At 30.3% G+C, this 25,441-nt stretch carries 36 protein-coding genes, 1 other RNA gene and 1 pseudogene; 15 read left to right on the top strand and 23 right to left on the bottom strand.

Annotated elements, in window-relative coordinates:
- The first annotated feature begins 311 nt into the window (after positions 1-311).
- The 4 genes from BJS11_RS10630 to BJS11_RS10615 all read left to right on the top strand — a co-directional run bounded on the left by BJS11_RS10630 (position 312) and on the right by BJS11_RS10615 (position 3,244).
- Positions 312-851 (top strand): GNAT family N-acetyltransferase, encoded by a 540-nt coding sequence (locus tag BJS11_RS10630; protein WP_069996170.1) that lies wholly within the window; start codon positions 312-314, stop codon positions 849-851.
- Positions 852-1,082: 231 nt separating this feature from the next.
- A complete protein-coding gene (locus BJS11_RS13365) occupies positions 1,083-1,349 on the top strand; it encodes a hypothetical protein (protein ID WP_081333123.1) in 267 nt (88 codons plus the stop codon).
- Between the two features lie 180 nt (positions 1,350-1,529).
- Entirely contained in the window at positions 1,530-2,825 is a 1,296-nt protein-coding gene (locus BJS11_RS10620) for a CitMHS family transporter (RefSeq protein ID WP_069996168.1), read from the top strand.
- A 182-nt stretch (positions 2,826-3,007) separates the two neighbouring features.
- Positions 3,008-3,244, top strand: a complete 237-nt coding sequence (locus tag BJS11_RS10615; protein ID WP_069996167.1) for a hypothetical protein — start codon at positions 3,008-3,010, stop codon at positions 3,242-3,244.
- Positions 3,245-3,256: 12 nt separating this feature from the next.
- On the opposite strand, the gene BJS11_RS10610 is transcribed toward BJS11_RS10615, so the two are convergent.
- Both BJS11_RS10610 and BJS11_RS10605 read right to left on the bottom strand, forming a co-directional pair.
- Positions 3,257-3,472 (bottom strand): YozE family protein, encoded by a 216-nt coding sequence (locus BJS11_RS10610; RefSeq protein WP_069996166.1) that lies wholly within the window; start codon positions 3,470-3,472, stop codon positions 3,257-3,259.
- Positions 3,473-3,860: 388 nt separating this feature from the next.
- Positions 3,861-4,082, bottom strand: a complete 222-nt coding sequence (locus BJS11_RS10605; protein ID WP_180365223.1) for a TM2 domain-containing protein — start codon at positions 4,080-4,082, stop codon at positions 3,861-3,863.
- Positions 4,083-4,345: 263 nt separating this feature from the next.
- On the opposite strand from BJS11_RS10605, the gene tsaT reads away from it, so the two are divergent.
- From tsaT to vraX, 5 genes are all read left to right on the top strand, one after another.
- Positions 4,346-4,528, top strand: a complete 183-nt coding sequence (gene tsaT, locus BJS11_RS10600; protein ID WP_069996164.1) for a type II toxin-antitoxin system toxin TsaT — start codon at positions 4,346-4,348, stop codon at positions 4,526-4,528.
- A 136-nt stretch (positions 4,529-4,664) separates the two neighbouring features.
- The gene (locus BJS11_RS10595) at positions 4,665-4,913 is read left to right on the top strand and encodes a hypothetical protein (RefSeq protein ID WP_069996163.1); all 249 of its coding nucleotides are present in this window, start codon (positions 4,665-4,667) and stop codon (positions 4,911-4,913) included.
- A gap of 130 nt (positions 4,914-5,043) precedes the next feature.
- Positions 5,044-6,006, top strand: coding sequence for an arsenic resistance protein (locus BJS11_RS10590; protein ID WP_069996162.1), 963 nt, complete (start codon positions 5,044-5,046; stop codon positions 6,004-6,006).
- Positions 6,007-6,193: 187 nt separating this feature from the next.
- On the top strand, positions 6,194-6,328 hold the full coding sequence (locus tag BJS11_RS14010) for a hypothetical protein (protein ID WP_258953793.1): 135 nt from the start codon (positions 6,194-6,196) through the stop codon (positions 6,326-6,328).
- A gap of 301 nt (positions 6,329-6,629) precedes the next feature.
- Complete coding sequence (vraX, locus tag BJS11_RS13815; RefSeq protein ID WP_167351823.1) at positions 6,630-6,800, top strand: C1q-binding complement inhibitor VraX; 171 nt, start codon at positions 6,630-6,632, stop codon at positions 6,798-6,800.
- Between the two features lie 116 nt (positions 6,801-6,916).
- Here the strand turns inward: vraX and BJS11_RS10585 are convergent, their stop codons facing one another.
- From BJS11_RS10585 to BJS11_RS10575, 3 genes are all read right to left on the bottom strand, one after another.
- Positions 6,917-7,357, bottom strand: a complete 441-nt coding sequence (locus BJS11_RS10585; protein ID WP_069996161.1) for a GNAT family N-acetyltransferase — start codon at positions 7,355-7,357, stop codon at positions 6,917-6,919.
- A gap of 133 nt (positions 7,358-7,490) precedes the next feature.
- On the bottom strand, positions 7,491-7,877 hold the full coding sequence (locus BJS11_RS10580) for a VOC family protein (RefSeq protein WP_069996160.1): 387 nt from the start codon (positions 7,875-7,877) through the stop codon (positions 7,491-7,493).
- A gap of 80 nt (positions 7,878-7,957) precedes the next feature.
- On the bottom strand, positions 7,958-8,140 hold the full coding sequence (locus BJS11_RS10575; protein WP_069996159.1) for a hypothetical protein: 183 nt from the start codon (positions 8,138-8,140) through the stop codon (positions 7,958-7,960).
- A 230-nt stretch (positions 8,141-8,370) separates the two neighbouring features.
- Between BJS11_RS10575 and BJS11_RS10570 the strand changes: the two genes are divergently transcribed.
- From BJS11_RS10570 to BJS11_RS13810, 3 genes are all read left to right on the top strand, one after another.
- Positions 8,371-8,862, top strand: a complete 492-nt coding sequence (locus BJS11_RS10570) for a MepB family protein (RefSeq protein ID WP_069996158.1) — start codon at positions 8,371-8,373, stop codon at positions 8,860-8,862.
- A 154-nt stretch (positions 8,863-9,016) separates the two neighbouring features.
- On the top strand, positions 9,017-9,199 hold the full coding sequence (locus BJS11_RS10565) for a CsbD family protein (RefSeq protein ID WP_069996157.1): 183 nt from the start codon (positions 9,017-9,019) through the stop codon (positions 9,197-9,199).
- A gap of 265 nt (positions 9,200-9,464) precedes the next feature.
- On the top strand, positions 9,465-9,629 hold the full coding sequence (locus tag BJS11_RS13810) for a hypothetical protein (protein WP_167351822.1): 165 nt from the start codon (positions 9,465-9,467) through the stop codon (positions 9,627-9,629).
- A 138-nt stretch (positions 9,630-9,767) separates the two neighbouring features.
- Here BJS11_RS13810 and BJS11_RS13360 read toward each other — a convergent pair.
- Positions 9,768-10,087 (bottom strand): annotated as a pseudogene (locus BJS11_RS13360) (DMT family transporter).
- A gap of 121 nt (positions 10,088-10,208) precedes the next feature.
- Positions 10,209-10,829, bottom strand: coding sequence for a CadD family cadmium resistance transporter (locus tag BJS11_RS10560; RefSeq protein ID WP_069996156.1), 621 nt, complete (start codon positions 10,827-10,829; stop codon positions 10,209-10,211).
- Between the two features lie 109 nt (positions 10,830-10,938).
- Between BJS11_RS10560 and BJS11_RS10555 the strand changes: the two genes are divergently transcribed.
- Positions 10,939-11,430 carry a P-loop nucleotide/nucleoside kinase family protein gene (locus tag BJS11_RS10555; RefSeq protein ID WP_069996155.1) on the top strand — a complete coding sequence of 164 codons (492 nt, stop codon included), beginning with the start codon at positions 10,939-10,941 and terminating at the stop codon, positions 11,428-11,430.
- A gap of 84 nt (positions 11,431-11,514) precedes the next feature.
- On the opposite strand, the gene BJS11_RS10550 is transcribed toward BJS11_RS10555, so the two are convergent.
- The 3 genes from BJS11_RS10550 to BJS11_RS10540 all read right to left on the bottom strand — a co-directional run bounded on the left by BJS11_RS10550 (position 11,515) and on the right by BJS11_RS10540 (position 13,207).
- Complete coding sequence (locus BJS11_RS10550; RefSeq protein WP_069996154.1) at positions 11,515-11,886, bottom strand: VOC family protein; 372 nt, start codon at positions 11,884-11,886, stop codon at positions 11,515-11,517.
- 80 nt (positions 11,887-11,966) lie between these two features.
- Positions 11,967-12,812, bottom strand: coding sequence for an aminoglycoside 6-adenylyltransferase (locus tag BJS11_RS10545; RefSeq protein ID WP_069996153.1), 846 nt, complete (start codon positions 12,810-12,812; stop codon positions 11,967-11,969).
- Between the two features lie 71 nt (positions 12,813-12,883).
- Positions 12,884-13,207, bottom strand: coding sequence for a nuclear transport factor 2 family protein (locus BJS11_RS10540; protein ID WP_069996152.1), 324 nt, complete (start codon positions 13,205-13,207; stop codon positions 12,884-12,886).
- Positions 13,208-13,317: 110 nt separating this feature from the next.
- On the opposite strand from BJS11_RS10540, the gene BJS11_RS10535 reads away from it, so the two are divergent.
- Positions 13,318-13,734, top strand: coding sequence for a cytidine deaminase (locus BJS11_RS10535; protein ID WP_069996151.1), 417 nt, complete (start codon positions 13,318-13,320; stop codon positions 13,732-13,734).
- 39 nt (positions 13,735-13,773) lie between these two features.
- On the opposite strand, the gene BJS11_RS10530 is transcribed toward BJS11_RS10535, so the two are convergent.
- Positions 13,774-14,130: a GNAT family N-acetyltransferase gene (locus BJS11_RS10530; protein WP_159427261.1), complete on the bottom strand. Its 357-nt coding sequence runs from the start codon at positions 14,128-14,130 to the stop codon at positions 13,774-13,776.
- A 216-nt stretch (positions 14,131-14,346) separates the two neighbouring features.
- Between BJS11_RS10530 and BJS11_RS10525 the strand changes: the two genes are divergently transcribed.
- Positions 14,347-14,886, top strand: coding sequence for a hypothetical protein (locus BJS11_RS10525; protein WP_069996149.1), 540 nt, complete (start codon positions 14,347-14,349; stop codon positions 14,884-14,886).
- A 412-nt stretch (positions 14,887-15,298) separates the two neighbouring features.
- Here BJS11_RS10525 and BJS11_RS10520 read toward each other — a convergent pair whose 3' ends face one another.
- The 12 genes from BJS11_RS10520 to BJS11_RS10465 form a co-directional block, all read right to left on the bottom strand.
- Positions 15,299-16,258 carry a hypothetical protein gene (locus tag BJS11_RS10520; RefSeq protein ID WP_069996148.1) on the bottom strand — a complete coding sequence of 320 codons (960 nt, stop codon included), beginning with the start codon at positions 16,256-16,258 and terminating at the stop codon, positions 15,299-15,301.
- 781 nt (positions 16,259-17,039) lie between these two features.
- Positions 17,040-17,678 carry a hypothetical protein gene (locus BJS11_RS10515; protein ID WP_142351590.1) on the bottom strand — a complete coding sequence of 213 codons (639 nt, stop codon included), beginning with the start codon at positions 17,676-17,678 and terminating at the stop codon, positions 17,040-17,042.
- A 173-nt stretch (positions 17,679-17,851) separates the two neighbouring features.
- Positions 17,852-18,622 (bottom strand): hypothetical protein, encoded by a 771-nt coding sequence (locus BJS11_RS10510; protein WP_069996146.1) that lies wholly within the window; start codon positions 18,620-18,622, stop codon positions 17,852-17,854.
- 71 nt (positions 18,623-18,693) lie between these two features.
- Entirely contained in the window at positions 18,694-19,236 is a 543-nt protein-coding gene (locus tag BJS11_RS10505) for a GNAT family N-acetyltransferase (protein ID WP_069996145.1), read from the bottom strand.
- On the bottom strand, positions 19,211-19,666 hold the full coding sequence (gene fosB / locus BJS11_RS10500; protein ID WP_069996144.1) for a FosB/FosD family fosfomycin resistance bacillithiol transferase: 456 nt from the start codon (positions 19,664-19,666) through the stop codon (positions 19,211-19,213). Before fosB ends, BJS11_RS10505 begins: the two co-directional genes overlap by 26 nt.
- A 49-nt stretch (positions 19,667-19,715) precedes the next feature.
- Positions 19,716-20,093: a VOC family protein gene (locus BJS11_RS10495; RefSeq protein WP_069996143.1), complete on the bottom strand. Its 378-nt coding sequence runs from the start codon at positions 20,091-20,093 to the stop codon at positions 19,716-19,718.
- A gap of 151 nt (positions 20,094-20,244) precedes the next feature.
- Positions 20,245-20,605: a transfer-messenger RNA gene (gene ssrA / locus BJS11_RS10490) on the bottom strand.
- A 104-nt stretch (positions 20,606-20,709) separates the two neighbouring features.
- Complete coding sequence (gene smpB / locus BJS11_RS10485; RefSeq protein WP_069996142.1) at positions 20,710-21,174, bottom strand: SsrA-binding protein SmpB; 465 nt, start codon at positions 21,172-21,174, stop codon at positions 20,710-20,712.
- Positions 21,175-21,196: 22 nt separating this feature from the next.
- Positions 21,197-23,584, bottom strand: coding sequence for a ribonuclease R (gene rnr / locus BJS11_RS10480; protein ID WP_069996141.1), 2,388 nt, complete (start codon positions 23,582-23,584; stop codon positions 21,197-21,199).
- Between the two features lie 36 nt (positions 23,585-23,620).
- Positions 23,621-24,361 (bottom strand): alpha/beta hydrolase, encoded by a 741-nt coding sequence (locus BJS11_RS10475; protein ID WP_069996140.1) that lies wholly within the window; start codon positions 24,359-24,361, stop codon positions 23,621-23,623.
- Between the two features lie 122 nt (positions 24,362-24,483).
- Positions 24,484-24,717, bottom strand: a complete 234-nt coding sequence (gene secG / locus BJS11_RS10470) for a preprotein translocase subunit SecG (RefSeq protein WP_069996139.1) — start codon at positions 24,715-24,717, stop codon at positions 24,484-24,486.
- A gap of 68 nt (positions 24,718-24,785) precedes the next feature.
- Complete coding sequence (locus BJS11_RS10465) at positions 24,786-25,247, bottom strand: hypothetical protein (protein WP_069996212.1); 462 nt, start codon at positions 25,245-25,247, stop codon at positions 24,786-24,788.
- Between the last annotated feature and the right edge of the window lie 194 nt (positions 25,248-25,441).

The raw sequence follows: 25,441 nt of genomic DNA, 5'->3' as shown, positions 1-25,441 counted from the left end.
GATAAGCACGATTAGAGAAACTACAATCGTTATTAAAGCTCCCACAATGTATGCCTCCGTCTTAAATTATATAACTCACTATATTATACCATGATTATCATATTTGTTTACGTTACTTAATAAACAAATTAAGCTCAATTTTAAAATGAATAAAAAACCTTTTTTTTATAAATGAAATTCAAACTTTAAACATCTTTTTTACAAAACCAAAAAAAGACATTGCTCAAATATTTTTTTCACTTTAAAATTATAGCTAAATCAGAACTTGTTTTGGCAATTATCACATCTTTTCTCAGAAAAGGAGGCATGACATGACGAATATACGTTTTTTAACAACAGTAGATGTGTTAGCATATCAATCCTTGTTGAAACAAGGTATTCATAAGAAAATTGAAGTAATGGCTTGGAAATTTCAAACTCCTAGATGTTTAAACGAGACAAATTTGACATTACTTTTATCTAAAGACACCCCAAATTATTTAACTTTCGGTGCCTTTGAAGGTGACGAATTGATTGGTGCCGTAACGCTTATTCATAATCAAAACTACAGTCTCGCACATAAAGCAATGGTGGAAAATTTGTGCGTAAACAAAGACGATGCACTTGCCAGAGAACACGTGCTTAAATTATTAATGCAAAACGTTTTCGATGTTTGTCGCAAACGAAATATTGAAATTCTAATGGCTTCGTTGGTTTCAAATAACATAAGCGGCAAAGTATTTTTTAGTAATTTAAATTTCGAAATGTTTGTCATAGAACAACATGCGCGTAAGTATGAAGATAATTATGTCGATGAGCATTGGTTTATATATAATTTTAGCGAGAATGCTAATGACATATTTAATACGTAGACATAATCTTAGTGTTGCACTTTATAGCAATCCATTTAACCTATTCTACTGATATGATAATGTGCATTTAGACTAAATACATAATTTAGACGCCAAAAACATATGACTTCCCAACAAATCTTCAAAATAACTTGCATTCCTATTAATAAGACAATATGATTTTTATTAAGCACGAATGAACTTTGTAAATTTTAGAAATGCACTATCATATTCATGAAAGGATTGAATACTTTGAAATACGCCACTACATTATTATCTTTATTCCTATCATTGATCACGTTGGCAACGCCACTACTTGCAGTTAGCAAGATTTTAGAAGGCAATTTACCTATAATTGCTGGCAGTTTATTTATTTTAGGCGCTTTATTAATTAACATTTATGCATTGCTCCGCGGTGATCGTATCGCTAATATTTTTGCATTGTGTGTATCGATATTTTCTTTGATTTTACTATGTTATCCTATTTGGAATACATATCTTGCAGGATTTATCGCCTAAATAGCATATCTATATGATTCAAATTATATCTCTATAGTTACCAAAGTAAATTGGTAAATTATAGAGATATTTTTATTTTTAAAAATTATTCTCAACTAATTATTATAAAAATTTTTGCATATTTTAATTTTACAAATCTTCTGAAAGCGCTATAATGAAAAAAATAAGGGGGGATTTCAAATGAATTTAGCAATACTCGGTTTTATCATGATTATCATCTTCATGATTTTAATTATGACGCGAAAAATGTCAGCATTAACTGCATTAATCGTTATACCGACGATTTTTGCATTGATTGGGGGCTTTTACGCAGGACTCGGCAAATTCATGCTTGAAGGTATTGAAACAGTTGCACCAACTGGTATTATGCTTACCTTTGCAATATTATATTTTGGAGTCATGATAGACGCCGGTTTATTCGAACCAGTCATCAATCAAATTATTAAAGTCGTTAAAGGGGATCCAGTTAAAATTGCGATTGGTACTGTAATTTTAGCTTCGATGGTGGCTTTAGACGGAGATGGTACGACCACATTTATTATTACTGTGACAGCAATGATGCCACTTTATAAAAAAATAGGTATGAGTTTATATACACTTTCAACTTTGGCACTATTATCAATCGGTGTAATGAACATGTTACCTTGGGGTGGTCCAACTGCACGCGCAATTTCATCATTACAAGTAACTACAGAAGAAGTATTTGTGCCAATCATTCCAGCAATGGTTGCGGGCATTGTATTTGCCTTTGGTGTCGCATACATATTAGGTAAACGTGCTAGAAAATATATTACATCATATACTGATATTGATTTAGATGATATTAGACCTACAGATACAAAAGAAGAATCATTATTGAAAAGACCGAAAATGCTTATACCGAATGCGATACTCACAATTTCATTAATTGTTTGCCTTGTAATCGGTATTTTACCAATACCAGTTATGTTTATGCTGTGGTTTGGGGTAGCTATTTTAATAAATTATCCAAATCTCAGTATTCAAAATTCAGTCGTCAAAAAACATGCTGGTGACGTACTTTCAGTTATTAGCCTTGTATTCGCATCAGGCGTATTCACAGGTGTCATGAATGGTACAAAAATGGTGAATGAGATGGCAACTGCACTTGTTCACATCATACCAGATGCAATGGGTAATCATTTTGCGTTAATTACTGCTATATTAAGTGGTCCATTCACATATTTTATGGCGAATGATCCGTTCTACTATGGCGTGTTACCAATTCTTGCAGAATCAGCGCAACAATTTGGTATTTCTAAAGTAGCTATGGCAAGAGCGTCCGTATTAGGACAACCGTTACATGTGCTAAGTCCATTATATGCTGCTGGTTACTTACTTGTTGGTATGCTTGATATTGAATATGGTCAGAACCAACGAATAGTAATTAAATGGGCAATTGGGTCCAGTCTATTCATGATATTGGTAGCCTGTATTCTCGGTATCATACCTTGGTAATTTCTTGAATTTTAAAATACAGAACAATATTAAAAAAGTGCGCTTCCACAACTGTGGAGACGCACTTTTTATATTTAAATTAATTTTTTGGTAAAGTTGAAATTATTCTAACAATCTCGTTTTGTTTTAAGTTTACCTGGGTAAAACTAACCGTTGGATTTACAATATTAAGGAGTGTTTTTATGAATAAACTTAATGACTGTAATTACATTAATCCTTCAAAAGTATCACTCGATTGGGAATGCTTTGTAGTAAGTAAGAGTGACATGGAATTAGATGGATTACCGGAAGAACTCATTAATTCATGGATGGCTCAAGATATCATCGAACCCTTTTCAATAAGAAATAATGAACTTAATTTTAAGACGAAAGATATTCGAGACGCTTTACGTAAACAGAATTGGTACTTTGAAGATTAAACGTAGACATTATTATGACAATTCAGTGCTATTAATATATAAACTCAAAGCTCTTTTGGCAGAAGCTAATATTTCATGATCAAAGTAATTGCTATAAAAGTAAGTATTTAATGCGATGGAACTTGTTTCATACTTTGGAAAATTCTTATCGCCCATGATATTATGCGCTAATTGACCAAAAGGTGTATCATCTTCTAAAAATCCTAATATAAAATCATAAAATGTCATAAGCGTTACCTCGATTATCTCAATTTTAATCGTTACACTGTCTTATCGTTTTTGAATCTTGTGTTAATCATAACAAATAATAGTGATTTGTCTATCACGATACATTTTAAAATTTAAATGTTTTTTAATACTTTACTGTCATAACAATATTTATTTTAGAATTGTAAATTTTATTAAGATGTTTATTTCAGCTTAAAAATTTATAATTTTGTAATATTTTAGGCATTGCTAGCTTAATTATAAAAACATGTACTATTATATTGAGGCAAACTTGTATTGTTTAAATTAAAACAATATAGGTTTGTTTTTTCTTATCTTAAATCGACTCATAAAAAAGCAAATCAAACATATCTCATGTCTGAATTGCTTTAAGTTAATATTTAAATTGTTATACTAATACATTGCCTTGTTCGTCAGATGGTTTGAATAAAACGATGATTGCACCAATTATAGCCAGAATTTGTGGAATACCAGTCCAACAAAATACTAAGAATAGTAGCCCCATTCCAGTTTTTCTTGCATAAAATTTATGCACACCGAAACTACCTAAAAACACTGCTAACACGATATAAATCACTTTATTAACTTCGTTCACTGCACTCTCTCCCATCTATGATATTTTACATATATTATACATCAAATGAATTAATTTCCTAAAGTAATACATCATGCAATTCACAAATTATTCGTTGTCACATTTTTATTATGCTTGCAATAGTACAACATTTAGATAAATGTTAAATCGAAAAATTTAATGATTAACCTATGTCTGTTCGCTATTTAGTGATAAGATGATACTACTATAATATCAAAAATGACAACATTATAATTGTTTATAAATAGAACATATTTTAAAAAAGGAGGTGTAGTGTTGTGAGCCTACATTTCATGATTGTCTTCTGGTTATCTTTGTTTTTCTTAATCTGTGGCATAGCTTCACTTATTACTTACAAAATTAGAGGATCTCAACAAGCAAAAGAGTCTTTACTCGGTGTTACTGTAATGCTAATTATTTTTGGTGTCGTTGGTATTCTATTTTCACTCATATTTAGTTAGTCATAAAAAATTCGTTGTTATAGCTCAGTGCTAGATCAACGTTTTTTATTTTGATTCAATATAAATATGGAGATTCACATTTGCAGAAATATATTATAATGACTATAAACATACACATATTAAAGGAGATTGAGTAATGAAACTTACATATTTACCAGAATGGCAAATCATCAATCAAAGTAAACAGTCTTTCGCTATTCAAGAAGACGAAACGTCCATTTCACTAGTTAGCCCTATCAATGATTATGCTATGGGGATTTTGAGCCAAGTATTTTTCACAATAGATCAGGGCAAAGTCATACAGACGCAAATTGAAAATAACAGTAAATCACTTAAAGTAGAAATTAATGCTTCTAAATCTCAAATATTAATCCAAGATCTATAAACACTAGATGAATAAATTTAACGATGACTTTAAAAACTTTGCAATCATTGTGAATTAGCCAATATTGTGCCTATAAATTCTTAAATATACATGAAATGGCTTGCTTGAATTTTAAGAAAGGAGCTTAGCTGTGCAAAATTTCAAAAACACCATTGAACATTTCCAAATATATCTTTATCTTAGCGCCTTATTATGCGCAATCATTGTAGGGTTAATCTTCCCTACTTCTGCTTCACATTTAGAGCCATTCATTGGCATCTGCATAGCTGTCCTTATGTTTAGTATGTTTGCACAAATTCCGTTTTTAAATTTAAGTAAAAATTTTCTGAATATAAAATTCACATTAGCCTTAATCCTATCAAATTTTCTATTCATACCATTACTTGTATTTGGATTAATTCATGCATTCAATATTTCATCTTCTGCAATTTTAATTGGGCTTTGTTTAGTATTACTAACACCTTGCATAGACTACGTTATTGTTTTCACCGCTTTAGGCAAAGGGAATGCACATTACTTACTAATTTCGACGCCCATTCTTTTCATCTTACAAATGTTACTTTTACCCGTGTATATGACTCTCTTTTTAAATAAAGACATCATAACGACGATAGAAATTACACCGTTTGTCCGTTCATTTGTAACCTTTATTATCATTCCTGTAATTTTAGCAATTTTACTTCAATTATTAAGTAAAAAATCTATTGTTATGCAACGTACACTTAAAACAACAAGTTGGTTACCAGAACTTTTTATGGCACTTGTCCTCTTTACGATTGTTGCATCACAAATTAATAAGATAACGAATGATATAAATATAGTGATAACTGTGGTGCCAATTTATATTACATTTATAATTATTGCACCTATCGTTGGCTATTTAACAGGCAAATTGTTCCGTTTAGATATTCAATTGATAAGAACCATTGCTTTCAGCTCTAGCACTAGAAATGCACTCGTAGTGTTACCATTGGCTTTAGCACTTCCTGATAATTGGGTAACAATCGCTACCACTGTCATTATTACTCAGACACTTATAGAATTAATGGGCGAGATCATCTACATTAAACTCATTCCTAAATTAATAAAATAGTCAGCAAATTCCTATCATAAATCCGTCACAATGGCGAATACTTTAATCATTTTATTGAACGTAAGACAACCAAACTTTTTATTTTAATTAATAGCTATCGTAAAATATCCAATTTTGTTATAAAATTGTTCCAAAGGGTAATGTTTCATTTTTAATATAAATAATCATTATATGGGAGTTGTCAATTTTGAAGAAAATTTTCTTAACATTGTTGGGGATAGTTGGTATTAGTTTAATAATTAAATCAGTATTATCCGTCGTTATTGAAGTTGAATTGGATGAAGGTACTGTCGATGAAGACAGAGCAAATGAACAGTTTTAGAAAGTATTGATTAATGTTACAAGGGTTCGAGACATATTGCCGTCTTGAGTCCTTTTTTATTTGTATTAAATCTATGTAATTAACTTACACTATTCAAAAAACAATCTTTTTATTTAATTTAATACAGGAAAATATTCCTATGTTAATAATATATTTTATAATCTGTCGGTAAAAATAAATAGATATTTCAAATCATACTATTGGAAAATAATTTAATAAAAAGTTATTCTATAGTTAAAGCAATATGACAGATTGCGTTTAATATCTCGTTTGACGCTTCAATAAAACAAAGGGTGATAATATGAAAGTACTCCGCAAGGTCTATAAGGACGATGAACCCATTTACCACGTAAAAACCGATAAAGGTTCCGTAATACGCATTAAAGGCTCAGACGATTTGACTGAGGCAGAAACGGAATCCTTATTAACACTCGTATCACAAGATATAGATAAAATGAAAAATAAATTATAAATTTTGAGATTAACTATATTCGGGAGCTTGTAATTCAAAAGTTAATAACATGCATGCTAGCTACCGTATTTATAAAAATTCACACGATAGCTCGTATTTTTGAAGTTATACTTCAATTATTCAGTGGCATAGAGTTCAAGCGTAATATGTGGGATGTTATCTTCTAAATAGATATCAGAAACACTTTGAAAGCCGAAAGATTCATAAAACGATTTGAGATGTGCCTGTCCAGAAATTTTAATCGTCTGTGGTTGATAATTTTCTTTAATTGCATCAATAGTTAATTGGACAATTTTACGTCCATATCCTGCTTTTCTGTAGTTTTCAGCAACAAGTACTCTACCAAAACTAATATATGCATCGTGTTCAATAATCCGAGTATATGCGACGATTTCATCTCCATCTTTTAACATTACATGTGATGCTGCTAAATCTGCATCGTCCACTTCCTCATATAAGCAATTTTGTTCTATTACGAATACACGTACTCGCGCCTGAAATACTTTAACTAATTCAAGCGGTGTCATTTCTGAAGTTTGTTTAATTTGTAATTCCATAGCTATTCATCTCCTTTTATAGAAAAAGCTAGGTATAAACTACAACACCTATTCTCGTGATTCATAGCATACACCTAGCTTTTATAAGTTCTTTTTAATTTTTAAGCAACCATGATGGGTTCCGGATATACATCTATTGTTCTACAATTTGGATCAAGTTACCACACGTATCATCAAATATTGCATACTTAACACCTTCAACTTCTTTTGGTTCAGTATGGAAAGTAATACCTTTTTCTACTAAATTAGCATGTTCTTTTTCAAGATTATCAACACCAAACATAGTTACTGGGATACCCGCTTGGTATAGTCCTTCTTGATAATTCTTAGCTATTGGACTTTCATTTGGTTCTAATACGATTTCAACTGGATTATTTGAGTCATTCTCTGTCACTGTAACCCATCTAAATCCTCCACCAATTTCAATATTGTGTTTGGTTTTGAATCCTAGTTTTTCAGTGTAAAATTGTTGCGCTTTATCTTGATTATCTACGAAAATGCTCATTGCTATAATTTTCATTATTAATCTCCTTTATTTGCCGTTTTATCTTTTCTGTTCAACACACATAGGTAACTTCTATTTATTACAATGCATCATAATTATTTTTTAAACACCACTGTAACCATATAATCTATTCCTTCAACGCTATTCGTCACTAATGGCGTAACACTAACGAGTTCCCAATGTTGTTTTTCATCGACATATTGTAAAAATTCATTCACACGTTCATCAAAAGCACGAAAACTTTCATCATATTCCATATGCAATGTTTTAATCATCATCGTACCCACTCCTTTTATAAATTTCATTTTAAAGGTCAGTTATTTTCAATTCAAACTAAACGAATTTAATATTCTGCTTAAAGTTAGTGACAATTTAATTATGTGTATACACGATAAATACCCCTTATTTTACTTTACACACAATTTTAGTTTCATTCGTTTTGTACATTTTAATAAAATAAGCATGTTATAATGAATCAGATTAAAAAACACTTTAAAAGGACTCAACTATGTGCCAATCACTCGCGTTTATAAAATCAATTTTACAATTCCAGAACACAAGCGACTTAAAAAACGTAAAATACGAAACTTATAATTCTGAATACGAAAGTGCTTGTTTTCAAATTAATGACATAACATTCAGAAGTCGCCTCGCTAAAAAAACGCCTAACAAAAAAGGATATTTTGTTGTATTTTGGACTAAAGATGAAAATAATAAAAACCGACCATTCACTTATGAAGAGTGCCCAGACAAACTCATCGTATCTATTATCGACGACCGACATAAAGGTTTATTTATTTTTTCTAAATCTATACTAAAAGCACAAAAGTTATTACAAACCGAACATTCAAAAGGCAAAATGGCAATAAGAGTCTATCCTACATGGGAAACAGAGCTGAACCAAACAGCCAAAAAATCTCAAAAATGGCAAACAGATTATTTCATAGACCTTTCTCTTGAAACAGATCAACAGTTACTTAAGCAATTGTTGGAAAAATAATGAGAATCTTGTATATTTCCTTTTATTATAATCCTAAAAATTCAGAACTTGTTCTTAAATTTTAATAGTCATATCTTTTAATTGCCTCAAATTTTATAATTTTGTATATTAAGTATATAAGAAATTTTAAAAATAAACTTTAGAGGTGAATAACATGGCAGATGAAAGTAAATTCGATCAAGTAAAAGGAAATTTAAAAGAAACAGTGGGCAATGTTATGGATAACAAAGAATTAGAAAAAGAAGGCCAAGACGAAAAAAATGCAGGAAAAGCTAAAGAAATAACTGAAAATGCTAAAGACAAAGTGAACGATTTTATTGATAAATTCAAAAAATAAATGGCTTTAATTCACTTAGAGTTAGATATGAATTATAACAGTATCGGCAAAGTTTATTGCTTTGTCGATATTTTGTGATTTTAATGATCGATATAACAAATAAAAATTAAATATTGTCCCCTTTTTAGTTACAAATATACTTATGTATAGTACAATTGAACAAATCTTATTATTTCTATCCGATATATAGTTTATATACTAAAATGATGGGAATATATGTTGAGCACGGGCGATTAATACATTAATGCAAATTAAGGGGATATTTATGAAAATTATTAATTATGAAATTGGTTCGATTGATATTAGTTATACTGTCGAAACTATAAAAGGACATATCTTCACGCACGCATTACCAAAAGATACACCTTCTACAAACGTAGAACGTTACTTAACTTTAATATCAACGAATTTGGATAAACAAAAAGTATAATACTTATGAATCCATAGAGTTAAATATAGACTTGGTCAGATATTTTAAACTATTCAATATAATTGTTTAGTTTATTTTTTTTTGCAATTATAAAAATAGCAACTATTCATTAAAATAGGCACTGTGTTATCTAACTTATTAAGTTGTTCCTACCGTATTAAGTAGAACAATACCAAGCGTAATAAATATTATTGAAATAATACCAATCAAATTCAAAGATTCTTTAAATATGACTACAGATAATACTGTACTTAATACCAAACCTAATCCAGCCCAAATCGCATAACTTAGACTTAGTGGTAAATCCTTCATAACTTAACTAAAAAAGTAAAAACATATAATAAAAGAAATAATCGCGCCTATGCTAGGATATAATTTACTAAATCCCGCCGATAATTTCAGAGAAACGGTACCTGTAATCTCCGTTACAATTGTGATTAATAATATAAATAAGGCATAATACTCCTTTCAGAAAACAATCTTTTCATGAATTTTTTTCCATTTGAATATTATACCTCAAAATGAAGCAAAATTAAAAACCAAGAAACTATATTTACTCTAATTTTAAATATTGCATTGCTATTTGAATAAAATCTCTAAAATAGTTGTAATAGTCTCGTTTTCAATTACAATAAATACGCCTAAACCAATATAAATGATTGCCATAATCCAACGGTTATACGTTTCTATAACTTCGCCAACACCTGATACATTCGATAGATTTTGTGCTGTGAATACTAAGATAAATATTAAAATGACAAAAACAATGAGCGTCGTTATTAATTCTACTAAATTGAGTGTAACGAAATAAGGTACAAACAATCCAACGTTATCTGCACCACAGCTTGCTACTGTCACTAATGCTACAATACCTATGAGCTTAGTTAATCCTTTTTCATTTAATTCACGTTTAGCACGGGCCTCCCCTTCACAATCTCCTGAAACTGCTACTTTGATACCTAAATAAATTGGTATGAGTCCTAATAAACCTAACATCCATTTTTCAGGAACATAATGTAAGACGAATGCAAAAAATAGACTTACTAAAATTAATATAAGTGAACCTAAATATTGTCCAATATAGATATTTCGATATTCCTTTTTTGTAGATGCTTTGGCAAAAAATATTAATAAAATCACTAATAAATCTACGGCTGTTGCAGTATATAATATTGTAGCTGTAATTATTGTCTGAATCATATCGCACCTCTTCAAATAATAATATTGCATATATTATACATGAACTAAAGTTTAAGTACCGTAGTTTGTGTTAAACTTATATTTAATATTTAAAGTTGGAGGTTATGTTATGGCTACAAAAGGTACATTATATTGCTTTGCTGGTAAAATGGGTGCTGGTAAATCGACAAAAGCTAAAGCAATTGCAGAATCAAAAAATGCAATACTTTTATCCGAAGATGATATTTTATCCCAACTTTATCCAAATCAGATTCAATCGTTTGATGATTATTTAACTTTTTCTTCCCGCATGAAACCATTTGTCCATAGTCATGTACAACAATTACTTAAAATTGGCGTAGATGTGGTAATGGATTTTCCAGGAAACACAATCAATCAAAGACAATGGTTTTTAGATATTGTTTCAGAAATTCAAGCAGATCATCAACTCATTTATTTGAATATTGATGACGCAACATGCTTACAACAACTAAAAATTCGTAGCCAAACTAATCCCGAAAGAGCAGATTATGATACAGAAGCCACATTCAATTATGTAAGTAGTTTTTTTGAAGAACCACAAGCTTCTGAGGGACTAAACATTTTAGAAATTAAAGATTAAAACAAAAAACACTTTATTAAAGTTCTAGCAACTCAAATAAAGTGTTTCTTTATATCTTAGTAAACTATTAAAATTTCAAATGAATTAGTCACTTACTGCAAAGTAATTCCCTTGTCCATCTTGGAAATTAAATACACGTAATCCAGACATTTCTACAATATCATGTCCAGTTAACCCTTTTTCTTTTAATTTTTCATATAATGCATCAAAATCTTTTTCTTTAAACATTAATGATGGCGTACCAAGACTTACTTCTGGGCTGTATTTATTCATAAATTCTTTTTCAATAATTGATAATGACGTTTCTACTGATTCATTTGGTGCAACTTCTACCGCTTTAAAACCTTCTGCCATTTCTTCTTCAGAAATAACAACAAATCCCATTGTATCTTTCCAAAATTCAACAGCTTTAGCTTGATCATCTACATATAACATGACTTGATTTAATTTTTCCATTTTTATAAAACTCCCTTGTTTATGATATTTACATCATACCCAATTTATAAGGATATAGAAACATTAACCAAGATATCTTTTTATACAGTATCAATATAACCTATATATTTTTTCACCTCATTATACATATTAGAAGTATAATTCACATTACTTTGATGACTTACTTTAAGTGCAGTTTCATCAAATAGTTTTATCATAGTATATAATGAGTTAACAATTTCTTTTTTATTCAGATTAGGATATGACGAATGAATATAGTTATATTCATAAGAGTTTAAATGTTTAACTATATATTTATAATGCTTACCTAAATCAATGCTGCTTCCAGCTTCTAAATTGATTTTCCAAGACAATATAAGAAATAGCATTTCTCTTACTATATTTAAATGAGTCATTGAATATATCAATTCCTCTCTCCATAAACCTTTCATAACATTTGTTGAAATCCAATAAAACTCTGTGACACATTCATCGAAAACTTTTTGATACGGAATATCAAAATCAGAATTTTTATTTATATAAATATCTTGGGATGAAAACAAACTCTCTTTATCTAATAATACTTGTGTTATTTTTTCTTCCTGTAAGTATTGTTTTATATTGCTTTTTGAAATAATAGTTAAGTCAATTCTATTAAAGTCGTCGAACAACATTAAAATTGGGGATTTTTCTTTGGACGTATATTGATATAAATCTTCTAATGCCGGATATTGTGTTATGGTTCTTTTGCCAAATTGATTTATCCATTCCAAATTTGAAACTTGTATACCCATGTTTTCAACAATATATACAATATCAAAGTCTTGGTATTTATCCTTTTTAATTGTTTTATCAGCTCTAGAACCATTCAAACATACCGCTTTAATATTTTCATTATTTCTTGCTATTTCTATGATAGTACTTATTATTTCAGATTCTGACCTCATAATTGTCACTCCAATAAAATTTATCTAATATAAAATTAGGTTAGGTAGTCAAAATATTTCCACATAGATTATTAAATTGCTTTCTCTGTACCTTGATGAAACAATAACTTCCAATCATCTTCATAATACTTCCAAATTGAACTCCGATTTGTAACACTATTTTTAGTAATACTATACAGTGTATATGTACATAACTTACAATCATCAGATAGACTATACTCTAAAAATTCATGTATTTCATACTCATCTCCATCTAACTTAATATCACTTATATCTGTTTTATCATATACTTTGCCTGACTTACCGAACTCTTTAAAGTCAGGGTGTAAAACCTCTTTCACTTTACCTTTTTCTCTAGCATCTCTATTTAAATGAAGCCATTCATATTCAATCATTTAACACCCTCCGCTCTTAATATTTATTTAAATATCTTTGATACTTAGTTAAATATTATTCTAAAGTTTAGTAAAATACATTTATATAGCTAATTTAAGGAGTGATTTATATGCAAATAGAACAAAAACTTTTTGACTCTGCTAAAGCATTAATTAATAAAAGATACCCTCATGGTTGGGGTGGCGCTGCTGCAATGTATTCAAAGTCTGGAAACATTTATACTTCAGTAGCACCTGAAATAATAAATGCATCGAGTGCTCTATGTATAGAAACAGGTGCCATCTTAGAAGCACATAAACATCAAGATATTATTACACATACTATATGCGTCGTTAGAGATGATGAACATAGTAAGTTTAAAATACTGACACCTTGTGGTACTTGCCAAGAAAGACTATTATATTGGGGAAATCAAATCAAGGTAGCTGTAACTACTCAAAATAATCAACCACAGTATAAGTTACTAAATGAACTACAACCATTTCATTGGACTAATGCCTATGATGATATTGAATACAATGAATAAGTAAAAAAATTTTCACTTTATTTAAATTCAAGATTTACCTTAATATTTTAAATTTTTTCTATAACCATAAAACGTTCTGAAATTTTGTTTTTCATGAAATTTAGAGGATTGTTTTGTCGCTAATAAATCAATTCTTGTATGAGGATATTTTATATGTAAATCGTTTATCAATAACTTACCTATACCCTCACCTCTTTTCTGTTTTATTATTAATAATTCACAGACAAACAAAGTTACATAACCATCTGTTAAAGCTCTAATATAGCCTAAAACATTATCATTGTTATCAACTGCAACAATAGTGATAGAATTTTCTAATGCTTTCAAATAGTTTTCTTTTTCTGCTACAAGATTGTCCCATCCTTCTTGTTCATTTAATTCATTAATTTGATCCAAATAGTGTGAGTGGAAATTTGTTAATCTATATTCTATGATAATTCACATCCTTAGATTTAAAAGCTTGTTGTTCACAGAATATTCTAACATATTTAAATTTTATAATTTCCTCTTACCTCAAATTTTATTGTAATGATAAAGTTTGAGGTTTTTATTTTGCCATTATAGCCCAATTATTTTTTAGGTATAGTACAATTAACTTATAAAATTAATTTAATGGGATGTTCAAATGAAAAAGTTTTAATTTTATTATTATCAAGCTTCTTAGTATTAGCAGCATGTGGCAATAAAGAGGAAAGTCGTTTAGATGATAAAAATGATACTAAATCATCTGAGAAAAAAGATAAAAAGTCTAACGATGACAAGCAATCTAAAGATGATAAGAAAGACAAAAAATCTAAAGAAGACAAAAGCAACGGACAAAATTCAAACGAAAATGCAAGTACTGAACAACCTGTAAACACACAAGAACAACAAAGTACAGAGCAGCCTGTACAACCTCAAGAACCGCAAAGTACACAAGAACCAGTACAGTCTCAGGAACAACCTAGTACACAAGCTCCAGTACAATCACAAGAGCAACAAAATTCCCAATCTCAACAATCAAATGATGGTCACACCTATCATTATGATCCAGAATATGACAAATATGGTTATACTGGTGAAGTTGACGAAAATGGTGTGCCTGTTTTAGATCCAAATGAAAATTACAATCCTCATGGTGATGTAGTACCAGGTGAAGGATATAATAATTAGAGATTTATAACTTTAAAAGATAAAAGAATAGAAATTGGTACTTCTGATAAAATAGAAAATTAATATCTATAAAGCACGCAAATAATCTGCAAAATCACACCTATTATATAATTAACGCGCCAAAACTTAATTTGGGCGTTATTTTATAACTTAAATTAGATCACAATTATATTTAAATTACTTATAAAAGAAATTGCAGTAGAACATCAAACAAAAGCTCCCAACCACAATGGTTGAGAGTTTCATATTTATGGAGACGACGGAGTTGATATACCTTTTGTCTATGCAATTAAAAATCGCTATAAGTATTGTCATATTAACGTTTACGTTACCTTACTAATTCCGTATAAAATGTTAAAATTGTAAAAACAATATAAATTTGTTCTCTCTTATTTGCCAACTATTGCTTTATTTAACCGATTAACTCATCATAAGTCAGTGTATTATTCACACATTTATAAAATAGTTTTTCTTCATTTAATAACGTTAATTTATATAATTCATACAAAGTATAATCTATTTTAACTACAGAATCTCCAAATATGACAAACTTTGAACTCAATACCCCCATATTACTCATACTTTGCGTTTTTGATTCAAATGACTTTAAAAATCCTTTCGGTCTATCTTTCTCATCTATGTACTTTATTAAATCTACAATTGTTTTATTTGTTTTATATAATTTTTCCTGGTTTCTACTCAATTTTATGTTACAACTTGGTTTTACAATTTTATAAGTGCTTTTTAAAATTTGATTTAATTCATTTCCATTTTCTCTTTTTTGTAGAATTAAATTTAAATCATATGGTGAAATTGGAAACCTTCCTTTTTTATAATCAGATACTGACATTCCAACTAAATTGTTATTATTTATATAGTCTTCTATTATTTCACTCATAACTTCTTCTTTAGCTGATTTTATTAATTTATTTATTATCGTTAATTTATATTCTTGAATATACATAGATAATTTATTATATTCTTCTTCTTCAACCATTTTATAAGTATCTTCTTTAACTTTCAGTAATTCAAAGTACCTAGATTGTACAATTGTTTCTTTCATCATTTCATTACTCTTAATCATTTGATTTTTTTGTTTTTCTTGTACTTCCTTTGTTCCTTTTAATTCTTCTCTTGTCATCTCTAATTCTTTTCTAGTTAGTTGTAAATCTTTATTTTGAAGATATGATGTATAAATTAGCATAGTAAATGCAGCCAAAGAAACTACACTTTCATCAAGCAATGTTTCGCCATTTTTATATACATTATAAACTATACTACCTATTACTACTAAAACCAACGAGATAGTTATAAAACTAGAAAATGATTTTTCCTTTGCAAAATATTGCTTAATCTGAACTGATATTTTCATTTTTGCACCTACTTTTAAAATATTATATCTCAAATACTGTTACTAAGGCATATTAATTTATTAAAAAATTCAAAATCAATGAGCACTTTGATGAACTTTTATCAGTAAATGTCTAAAATCATAATCAGCGTTTATATTTTTTTATATCACTCAATCACAAACACTTATTTACATAATATTAAATTAAAGATAATGTTAATTGCTAACAAATCATATATTATTAATGGTTATATACCGTTTTAACTCTATAAGCAATTTCTAGGCAAATTATTCTATAATTTATTCACATAAGCACACATAATAATATCTCTATGTATTTAAATCACAGTAAAAAACTTACTATTTATGATATAACGTTGTTGTTTACGACTTCAACTTATTTATGTTCCAAGCAAAAAAAGTCATTAGTAATAATCGCATATTGGTATTTTCCAATTTTTAAAATTAGATTTTTAGTTTAATCTTTGAAGTACCTTAATATAGTTGTTAGTTGGCAATACTATGGCAACAAAAAACTCAACCGCAATGGTTGAGAGCTTAATATGTATGGAGACGACGGGAGTTCATTATACCGTTTATCTATATCTTTAATAACCTCTATAAACATTGTCATATCAACGTTTAAATTTGATTAGTACATCGGTATAAAATGTTAAAATTAAAAAACAGCATAAAATTGTGCACTTTGAACGTATTCATTCTCGTATACACGAGATTTCTTTAATTAGTAGTACTACCTTTTTATTATTATTATTGTATATCCTACTATTTTAAAGAGCAATTACAAATCTATAGTAAATTTACGTTCTGCACCATTTTTAATATCTAAATTATTTATAAGTACGTTCTCTTTTGTAATTGAATTCAGTATATTATCTAGCTTTTCATCAAGTACTTCTTTTACAAATACATATTCAGCAAATTTCACAGATTTATATGTATGTGCAAGGCTAATCCTTTTATCATTTTCTTCTTTGGTTAAAAACATAAAATTATCATCTGTATGTAATCCAGATTGCTCTATATCAACCATTAAAATATAATTAATTAATCTATTACATTCATTATACATTTCCAATAATTTTTCCTTCATTTTATTTGAACCATTATGCACTTCTCTATCTTCTAATAATTCTATTATTGGTTCAACATATCCAGTAATCGCATCTTTAATATCTATTAATGTATCATTATCTTTATCATATTCGTAATTTTCTTCTATTGATTTTTGGAATTTTGCTGCATGATCATATACTTTTATCAACTTTACGTTAACAATTAAGTCGATTTTTTTATATGTATTATCATCCTGTTCCTTCTTTTGTTTTTCGTAAAGTTTTCTAGCATTATCCCCTGCTATTTTAGCCCCAACATATGCACCACCAAATGTAGCGAATATTCCAAAAAAGTTAATAGCCACTGAATATCCTTCTAATTTGTTTTCGTGACCGATATTACTTAATATGTATCCGATTATAAGTATACAAAAAACTAAAACAATAAGTCCTTTTTTAAAATCTGGTCTATTCAGATAATTCCCACCTTTCAGAGGTAAATATAAAATTAAAACAGATGAATAATTTCTTAAATACATTAATCACTTATAAAGGAGGAAATATCTAAAAATTGTTTTGAGTTCTTAATACATGTTACCAAAGTATTATTACCACTTCTTTTCCAATCACCTAATACCATAACGTTAACATCTTTTAAATTACGGCCTTTTAAATTTAACTTTTTATAGCATTTATTAAAAACAGAACTATTAATGAAATTTATCTTGAAGTAAAATTTATTGTTATATTTAATTTTAAACATTTCATCTTTAGGATTAAATGGTAATATGCTATCTCCAATAACCACTTTAGTTCCTTCGTATATAAATTTTGTATACATGTTTTTAGTTCTACTATCTAAAAACATATATTTAATTTTAGTATCACCAAAATTATTTTCTTTATTATGACTTTTACAATAATAAAAAATATCTTTTAATGTGGACATTCTACGATGTGTAACATTATCATCCATATCATTTTTTTCACTTTTGCTTTTTTCACTTTTTCTGGATTCTGACTTACTTAAACTATTTAAGAAATCATTTATATTTTTATCTTTTGGGGGCAAAATCACTTGATTAGCGTATTTACTCTTTGCCCAACAGTATTTTATGTGGTCAAAATCATCATAACTTGCACTAAAATAATTTTCACCATTTGATTTTATATTCAAAGCTAATTTTGTTTCACAATTTTCATTAGGACAAAAATATTCTTTACTAATTCTATCTCTATCAGTTAATTCACGACCTCTCACAATTTCTTTTTGATTTTCATCATTGATTATATGCGCAAAGTTAACCAAAAAATCCCTCCTTTAAGTATTCTCTCTAACATTCGTTCTCTGATGATTCGAGAAATGAATAAGCGTATAACTTATTCGTTTGATTGCTCATATTCACTTTTTAAAATACTCATGTGAATATCCGTTTCATACTTCCCATTAATAAAAGTTCCTTCTCTCTCTTCACCTTCAATTTTAAACCCTACATTTTCATACGATTTAATAGCTCTTTTATTATAAGCAAGAACCTTTAAATAAATTCTGTGAAGATTTAATTCGGTAAAACCAAAGTTCAATACTGCATTTGAAACCTTTGTTCCAATTCCTTTATTCCAATTCTGAGAGTTAAATATACCTATCGCAAACTTCGCTTTGTTATTTTCATTGTCTATGGTTAATCTAACTTGTCCAATAAACTTTCCTTCATATTCAATAGCCCATTCATAAGGGGCTGCTTTTATCTCATGCACTAATAATCGTGCTTTATCTAATGACTTTTCTGTGTTTGGCTTCATATTAGAACCATACATTTCCAATAATTCTTTATTGAATGGAATTTTAAGATATTCTTTCACATCATCATCAATCGCATCTCTTAACTTTATATTTTCATTTACTAACATTATCTCCTTCATCTTCATCATCCTGTTCATAAAATTTCATATGTGGCTTTTCTTCTTTATAATAATTTAACCTATCTTGTAATGTACCTGTATGTAATTCTAATTTGTGGCCGTCTGGATCAGTGAAATATATTGATTGTTTATCTCTTATATCTCTATTACGTCCCTCTAATATATTCACGTTGTTATCTTTTAACCATTGATACCATTCATCAAATTCACTTTCCTCAATTGAAAATGCCGTATGTGTATATGAGTATTGAATTTCATTTCTAGGTATATCTTTTTCTTCATTTAGCGCTAACCATAAATCACCTACAGTAAAATACGCTGTTTTATCACTCTCTACTAAAATATTAGCTTTTAAAATGTCTTTATAGAAGGTAATAGATGTCTTAATATCTGATACAGAATACGTTACGTGGTTTATAGATTGAATCATGAAATAGTCACTCCTCGCTTACAATTTCTAACTTTATTCTATTTGGATCTTAAAAGTAAACAGCATAATGATTTTCACCACCAGCATATGGGTGTTTATCTTCGTACAAAATATTCATGCCATTATCTAATAAAATATTCATGCCATTATCTAATAAAATATTACTTATGTAGTCTACTCTATTTCTATTTGAAACACTGAAAGCTAGGTGATTTAATCCAATTCTTTTCCTATGGAAGCCATACTTTTTATACTCTTCTTCGACTTCTACAAAAACAATATAAGTTTTTCCTAATTTGAAACTAAAACCATTTTTCCAATCTTGGTAAAGTTTATAACCTAACTCAGGTAATAACCATTCATAAAATTCTCTAGTTTCATTAATATTTTGAACATATAATTCTATATGATGTATACTACTCTTCATTTTCTCACACATCGATTCATAAATTATTTAAAACACCTAATTCACTGAATATTCTAACATAAATAAACATATAAATTTTACTTTTCTTATACTTTAATAATAGATAATAAATATACAAAAAAACTCCCAACCGCAATGGTTGAGAGCTACATAGTGGAGACGGCGGGATTCGAACCCGCGTCCAGAGGTTCTGATACTAGCACTTCTACGTGCGTAGTCTATCATTGGAATTCGCATAATGGGAGGTGATAGACATCCGTCATTATGCTAGTTTGATTGTTCTCTTCTAGGCAGACTTCAAGCGGCAGTGCCTAGCGTATCCTACTAAAGGTTGAATCGCGTTAACAGCACATAGGAGATGCTGTTAGGCGATGCAGAGTGCTATTACGCAGCTACTGCGAAATTATTGTTTTCTTTGCCAGTTATTATAACTGTGTGTGTTGGTGACGGAGACAACCCTCCGACACGCTTAACTAGCTCATGGAACCCCTGTCGAATCCAAAAACGCCCCCTGAATAATATTAAATGTACTTTCTAGTCACTCTGACATCTCAGAGTTTTTTCAGAAAGCACATACAATATTACCAAAGATTGAGACCTTTGGCAATATATCCGCTTAGTAACGGGCTTTCATCTCTCTAGCTACATCACGTTGAACTGCTTTTTCTTTCAGTGCTTGACGTTTATCGTATTTTTTCTTACCGCGTGCCACGCCAAGTAAAACTTTGCAGTGTCCGTGTTTAAGATAGAGTTTCAAAGGAATGATTGAATAACCTACTTCACGTGTACGTTCGCCCAGTTTTGTGATTTCGCGTTTATGCAATAATAGCTTACGTGAACGTCGTGGATCATGGTTAAAGCGATTCCCTTCTTCATATGGTGCAATGTGCATGTTGTTTAGAAACATTTCGCCACGATTGACTTGTGCATAACTATCTTTAAGGTTTGCACTACCACGACGAATAGATTTAATTTCTGTCCCTTGCAACACAATGCCCGCTTCAATCGTATCTTCAATATTATAATCATGTCTCGCTTTACGATTTTCCGCTAATGTACCTGGTAATTTTTTCTTTGGCATTGAGTTTCACCTCTTTGTTGAGTTATTTTTTCTTCTTACGTGCTTTATTCTTCACGTTTTTATCTTTGTAAAATGGTTTATGTTTCGTGTTACCATTTTTATTTTTATCATTATGGCGTTTGTTCTTACCTTTACGTTGCTTCTGCTTCGTACGGCCGCCTTTGCCATTTCTATCATCTTTAGATTTGTCTGATGATTTACCACGTGTCTTAGCTTGAATCGTCTTACCACGTGATGGTCTTTGGCTGCGTTCATTTTTCGGTAATGGCATACCCACAATTTGGAAATCAATCATGCGTTCATCTACATCTACATTGATGACTTTAATTGTCACAGGGTCACCGATACGGAAAACTTTAGCTTGGCGTTCACCAATCATTGCCATTTGACGTTCATCAAAATGGTAGTAGTCATCTGTAAGGTTAGACACATGGACCATGCCTTCAATCGTATTTGGTAATTCGATAAACATACCAAAGTTTGCAACTGAACTAATAATACCTTCGAATTCTTCGCCAATATGTTGAACCATATATTCTGCTTTCTTCAATTCGTCTGTATCACGTTCTGCTTCAATCGCTCTACGCTCTCTTTGTGACGTATGTTCTGCGATTTCTGGCAACATGTCTTCCCATTTACGTTGTTCTTTTTTATCCATAGATTGTTCGACAATATATTTGCGAATCAAGCGATGCACAATAAGATCGGGATATCTACGAATTGGTGACGTGAAGTGTGTATAGTACTCTGCTGATAAACCAAAGTGTCCTAAGTTCACATCATCATAGCGTGCTTGTTGCATTGAACGTAACATCATCGTTGAGATGACCATTTGTTCTGGTTGTCCTTCAACTTCTTGTTGGATTTTTTGCAATGTAGAAGGATGAATATCTTCGCCTGTACCTTTAATCATTAATCCAAAATTCGTCACAAAATCAAAGAACTGACGTAAACGTTCTGATTTCGGTTGTTCATGGACACGATAGATAAATGGTACTTCTAAACGGTCAAAGTGTTCAGCAATTGTTTCATTGGCTGCTAACATGAATGACTCGATTAAACGTTCACCTTCGCCACGTTTTCTCATTTCAACATCAGTAGGAATACCTTCTTCGTTAACGAGTACTTTTGCTTCGTTAATGTCAAAGTCGATTTCACCACGACGTCTTCTCATATTGATGAGGCGTTGCGATAAATCCTGTGCTAAATCAAGCATTGGTGTAACTTCACTATATTGATTACGTGTTGCTGCATTTTGATCCGTAATGATTTCATTAACTTCATCGTAAGTCATACGATAATTAGAGTGAATAACACTATCAAAGATTTCATGTGATACGACATCACCACGCTCATCAATTTCCATCTGACAACTTAAAGTTAAGCGGTCCACGTGTGGATTTAATGAACAAATACCATTACTTAAACGGTGAGGAATCATTGGAATCACTCGATCGACGAGATACACACTTGTCGCACGGCTATACGCCTCTTTATCAAGCGCTGAGTCCTCTGTTACATAATAGCTCACATCTGCGATACTTACCGTTAATTGTGTGTGACCATTGCCTAATTTTTTAACGCTAATCGCATCATCTAAGTCTTTGGCATCTGCACCATCAATCGTAATCGTTAATTCATCACGTAAATCGCGACGTCCTTTGATTTGGGATGGCTCAATTGTTTCCGGTACTGCCTCTGCTGCTGAGAGTACATTATCTGGAAATTCGATTTCGATACCATGTTGATAGATGATAGATAGAATATCTACACCTGGATCATTCTTATGACCTAAAATCGCTGACACGATACCTTCTGGGTTATCTGTACCATCTGCGTATTTTGTAATTTGTACGAGCACTTTATGTCCATCAACAGCACCAAGATTCTGACCTTTTGGAATAAAAATATCCTGCATAATACGCTTGTCATCTGGCAATACAAATCCGAAGTGACGCGCTTCACTATAAGTTCCTACAACTTGTGTAACGGAATGTGTTTCAATCGTCTTAACTTCGCCTTCTAATTTACCTTTGTGTTCACCTTTAGACTGATGGACTTCTACAAGGACAGTATCGCCATCCATCGCTCTATTAATTTTTGTTGGTGGGATAAAGATATCATCCATATCCTCTTCTTCTGGACGTAAGAATGCAAATCCCTTTTTATTCTGACTCAGTTTTCCTTTGATTAACTTCGATTGTTTGGACTGCTTCGTACCTTTACGTTGATATCTGTCTGTCTTAGTACGCTCAATCAAACCTGATTGTTCAAGTTCGACAAGCACCTTTATTAAATCTCTAAATGAGTCGGCACTATTTAAACCTAATGCATCTTGAAAATCAGATACTGACATTGGTTCATAATCTGGTTGTTTTATAATTTCTTCAATGGATTGTTTTAAATTCATTATGCCCCTCCTTTCTATTTTTAAATACTTTACTTTTTAGTGAGACCAATCTAATGATTCTAAGAAATTGTATATATCTTCGAATACAGCTTCTTTTTCTTTATCAATTGTAATGACATGTCCCGAATTGGCATACCATTTAATATCTTTATCATCAGATTCGCTCTCATTGTATATAACGTTTGCAGAATCTGTATTAATCATTTGGTCTTGCTCTGCTTGAATAACCAATAATGGATCCATGACTTCATCAATATGTTCTCTGACATCTTGAATTTGTCCTTGTAACTCTTTTAATGTGTCTGTGGGTTTGAAATTGTCCATCTCTTTATCAATGGTTGCTTGATCTTTACCTTCATATTTTTTAAAATTACGCGCATATTCGAGCACACCATCAAACATTGCGCCTTCTGTCTTGATATACATTGGCGAGCACATTGTTACAATACCCTTTACATCTCTAGTTAAGCTTAATTTTAATGCATAACAACCACCTAAGGATAAACCGGCAACGACAATTTCATCATAGCCCTTTTCAACTAGGAAATCATAGCCATCTAGTGCATCTTTAAACCATACAAATGGACTAGATTGGAGTATTTCTTCGGGTGGTGCCGCATGTCCTTCATATTGTGGCGCATAAGATGTGTAGCCTTTTTTCTGTAAAAAGCGACCAAGTTGCCTAACATCTGAAGAATTCCCCGTAAAACCGTGTAACAATAACACTGCTCTATTACCTTCTTCAAAAAAGAAAGGCTCTGGAAGTTTAATCTGCATTATGTTTCATTCCTTTCGCATACATTGTCCTCTATATAAGTCGTTTCAAATATATTTTAATAACGATTAAGGTCTATATTACTATTATAAATAAAAAAGCCCGACTTTAACATTGTCGGACCTTATAAACCAAAATAACTAATGCCTAGCATTAACACAAAGAAAATGATAGCCAATATAATTGTTAGTCTATGCAAGAATAAATCAATACCGCGTTGCTTTTGCTTACCAAATAACTGTTCGGCACCACCGCTAATTGCGCCTGATAGTCCATTACTTTTACCTTCTTGGAGTAACACCACAGTTACTAATGCAATACAATCTAAAATCAATAGTACTATTATTAATGTATGCATGAAATTTGTCCTCCATTCATTATATACGAAACGCATTATATCATAGGTTCGTCGTCTTTAGCAAACTTCTATCGATTGAACGTGCTTTTACGTTTTAGTGAAACAATTAACATGTATACAGCTAATATGAATGACATCACTAAAACGACTGTCAATGGAACTAAATTTATTCCTGATTTCACATCTAACACTGCATTAAATACTGCGCCGATATTGATTAAGTTATATAAAATTTGTGATGCGAATACTGCAAACATAAACCACCATAGGTATGTATGACGGTTCCATATAGCTAATACACCCGCAAGATTGGCTAGGAGATACATAATGCCTGTAAATTGGAAACTGCTCTTAATTGTACCAACAGCGTTCTCAGATGCTTGTTGCCCACTGTTCATCAGCATTTGTTTAATGACACTGTCATCTAATACTAAGAAAAGATGTATCGCTGAAAGAATCACAATAATGACTGAACTATATGCAATTAAATGTGCTGTCTTTATTTCTCTAGATTTAGGTTTTGCTTCCATCATTGGTTAAAGCTCCTTCTATAATTTGCATCTTTAATTATATCAGTTTCATAGTAAAAGATGAACAATTAAGGCTCTTTGTCAATAACGGTTGGTCTATAAAAAATGAATATATTTGATGCATCAAGCAACTTTTGAATGTTGCTTGATGTGTTTTTTATGTTCAGAGACAAATAATCTAGAAATTATAAGTA

Source organism: Staphylococcus caeli, assembly GCF_900097965.1.
GTDB classification, from domain to species: Bacteria; Bacillota; Bacilli; order Staphylococcales; family Staphylococcaceae; genus Staphylococcus; species Staphylococcus caeli.
This window is presented reverse-complemented; position numbering and strand designations above follow the sequence as displayed.

Excerpts from the sequence above, each read along its gene's own strand:
- BJS11_RS10630 (WP_069996170.1), top strand. The coding sequence starts at position 312 with ATGACGAATATACGTTTTTTAACAACAGTAGATGTGTTAGCATATCAA.
- BJS11_RS10620 (WP_069996168.1), top strand. The coding sequence starts at position 1,530 with ATGAATTTAGCAATACTCGGTTTTATCATGATTATCATCTTCATGATT.
- BJS11_RS10615 (WP_069996167.1), top strand. The coding sequence starts at position 3,008 with ATGAATAAACTTAATGACTGTAATTACATTAATCCTTCAAAAGTATCA.
- BJS11_RS10610 (WP_069996166.1), bottom strand. The coding sequence starts at position 3,472 with ATGACATTTTATGATTTTATATTAGGATTTTTAGAAGATGATACACCT.
- BJS11_RS10605 (WP_180365223.1), bottom strand. The coding sequence starts at position 4,082 with ATGGGAGAGAGTGCAGTGAACGAAGTTAATAAAGTGATTTATATCGTG.
- BJS11_RS10595 (WP_069996163.1), top strand. The coding sequence starts at position 4,665 with ATGAAACTTACATATTTACCAGAATGGCAAATCATCAATCAAAGTAAA.
- vraX (WP_167351823.1), top strand. The coding sequence starts at position 6,630 with ATGAAAGTACTCCGCAAGGTCTATAAGGACGATGAACCCATTTACCAC.
- BJS11_RS10585 (WP_069996161.1), bottom strand. The coding sequence starts at position 7,357 with ATGGAATTACAAATTAAACAAACTTCAGAAATGACACCGCTTGAATTA.
- BJS11_RS10580 (WP_069996160.1), bottom strand. The coding sequence starts at position 7,877 with ATGAAAATTATAGCAATGAGCATTTTCGTAGATAATCAAGATAAAGCG.
- BJS11_RS10575 (WP_069996159.1), bottom strand. The coding sequence starts at position 8,140 with ATGATGATTAAAACATTGCATATGGAATATGATGAAAGTTTTCGTGCT.
- BJS11_RS10570 (WP_069996158.1), top strand. The coding sequence starts at position 8,371 with ATGTGCCAATCACTCGCGTTTATAAAATCAATTTTACAATTCCAGAAC.
- BJS11_RS10565 (WP_069996157.1), top strand. The coding sequence starts at position 9,017 with ATGGCAGATGAAAGTAAATTCGATCAAGTAAAAGGAAATTTAAAAGAA.
- BJS11_RS13810 (WP_167351822.1), top strand. The coding sequence starts at position 9,465 with ATGAAAATTATTAATTATGAAATTGGTTCGATTGATATTAGTTATACT.
- BJS11_RS10560 (WP_069996156.1), bottom strand. The coding sequence starts at position 10,829 with ATGATTCAGACAATAATTACAGCTACAATATTATATACTGCAACAGCC.
- BJS11_RS10555 (WP_069996155.1), top strand. The coding sequence starts at position 10,939 with ATGGCTACAAAAGGTACATTATATTGCTTTGCTGGTAAAATGGGTGCT.
- BJS11_RS10550 (WP_069996154.1), bottom strand. The coding sequence starts at position 11,886 with ATGGAAAAATTAAATCAAGTCATGTTATATGTAGATGATCAAGCTAAA.
- BJS11_RS10545 (WP_069996153.1), bottom strand. The coding sequence starts at position 12,812 with ATGAGGTCAGAATCTGAAATAATAAGTACTATCATAGAAATAGCAAGA.
- BJS11_RS10540 (WP_069996152.1), bottom strand. The coding sequence starts at position 13,207 with ATGATTGAATATGAATGGCTTCATTTAAATAGAGATGCTAGAGAAAAA.
- BJS11_RS10535 (WP_069996151.1), top strand. The coding sequence starts at position 13,318 with ATGCAAATAGAACAAAAACTTTTTGACTCTGCTAAAGCATTAATTAAT.
- BJS11_RS10525 (WP_069996149.1), top strand. The coding sequence starts at position 14,347 with ATGGGATGTTCAAATGAAAAAGTTTTAATTTTATTATTATCAAGCTTC.
- BJS11_RS10520 (WP_069996148.1), bottom strand. The coding sequence starts at position 16,258 with ATGAAAATATCAGTTCAGATTAAGCAATATTTTGCAAAGGAAAAATCA.
- BJS11_RS10505 (WP_069996145.1), bottom strand. The coding sequence starts at position 19,236 with ATGAAGGAGATAATGTTAGTAAATGAAAATATAAAGTTAAGAGATGCG.
- fosB (WP_069996144.1), bottom strand. The coding sequence starts at position 19,666 with ATGATTCAATCTATAAACCACGTAACGTATTCTGTATCAGATATTAAG.
- BJS11_RS10495 (WP_069996143.1), bottom strand. The coding sequence starts at position 20,093 with ATGAAGAGTAGTATACATCATATAGAATTATATGTTCAAAATATTAAT.
- smpB (WP_069996142.1), bottom strand. The coding sequence starts at position 21,174 with ATGCCAAAGAAAAAATTACCAGGTACATTAGCGGAAAATCGTAAAGCG.
- rnr (WP_069996141.1), bottom strand. The coding sequence starts at position 23,584 with ATGAATTTAAAACAATCCATTGAAGAAATTATAAAACAACCAGATTAT.
- BJS11_RS10475 (WP_069996140.1), bottom strand. The coding sequence starts at position 24,361 with ATGCAGATTAAACTTCCAGAGCCTTTCTTTTTTGAAGAAGGTAATAGA.
- secG (WP_069996139.1), bottom strand. The coding sequence starts at position 24,717 with ATGCATACATTAATAATAGTACTATTGATTTTAGATTGTATTGCATTA.
- BJS11_RS10465 (WP_069996212.1), bottom strand. The coding sequence starts at position 25,247 with ATGGAAGCAAAACCTAAATCTAGAGAAATAAAGACAGCACATTTAATT.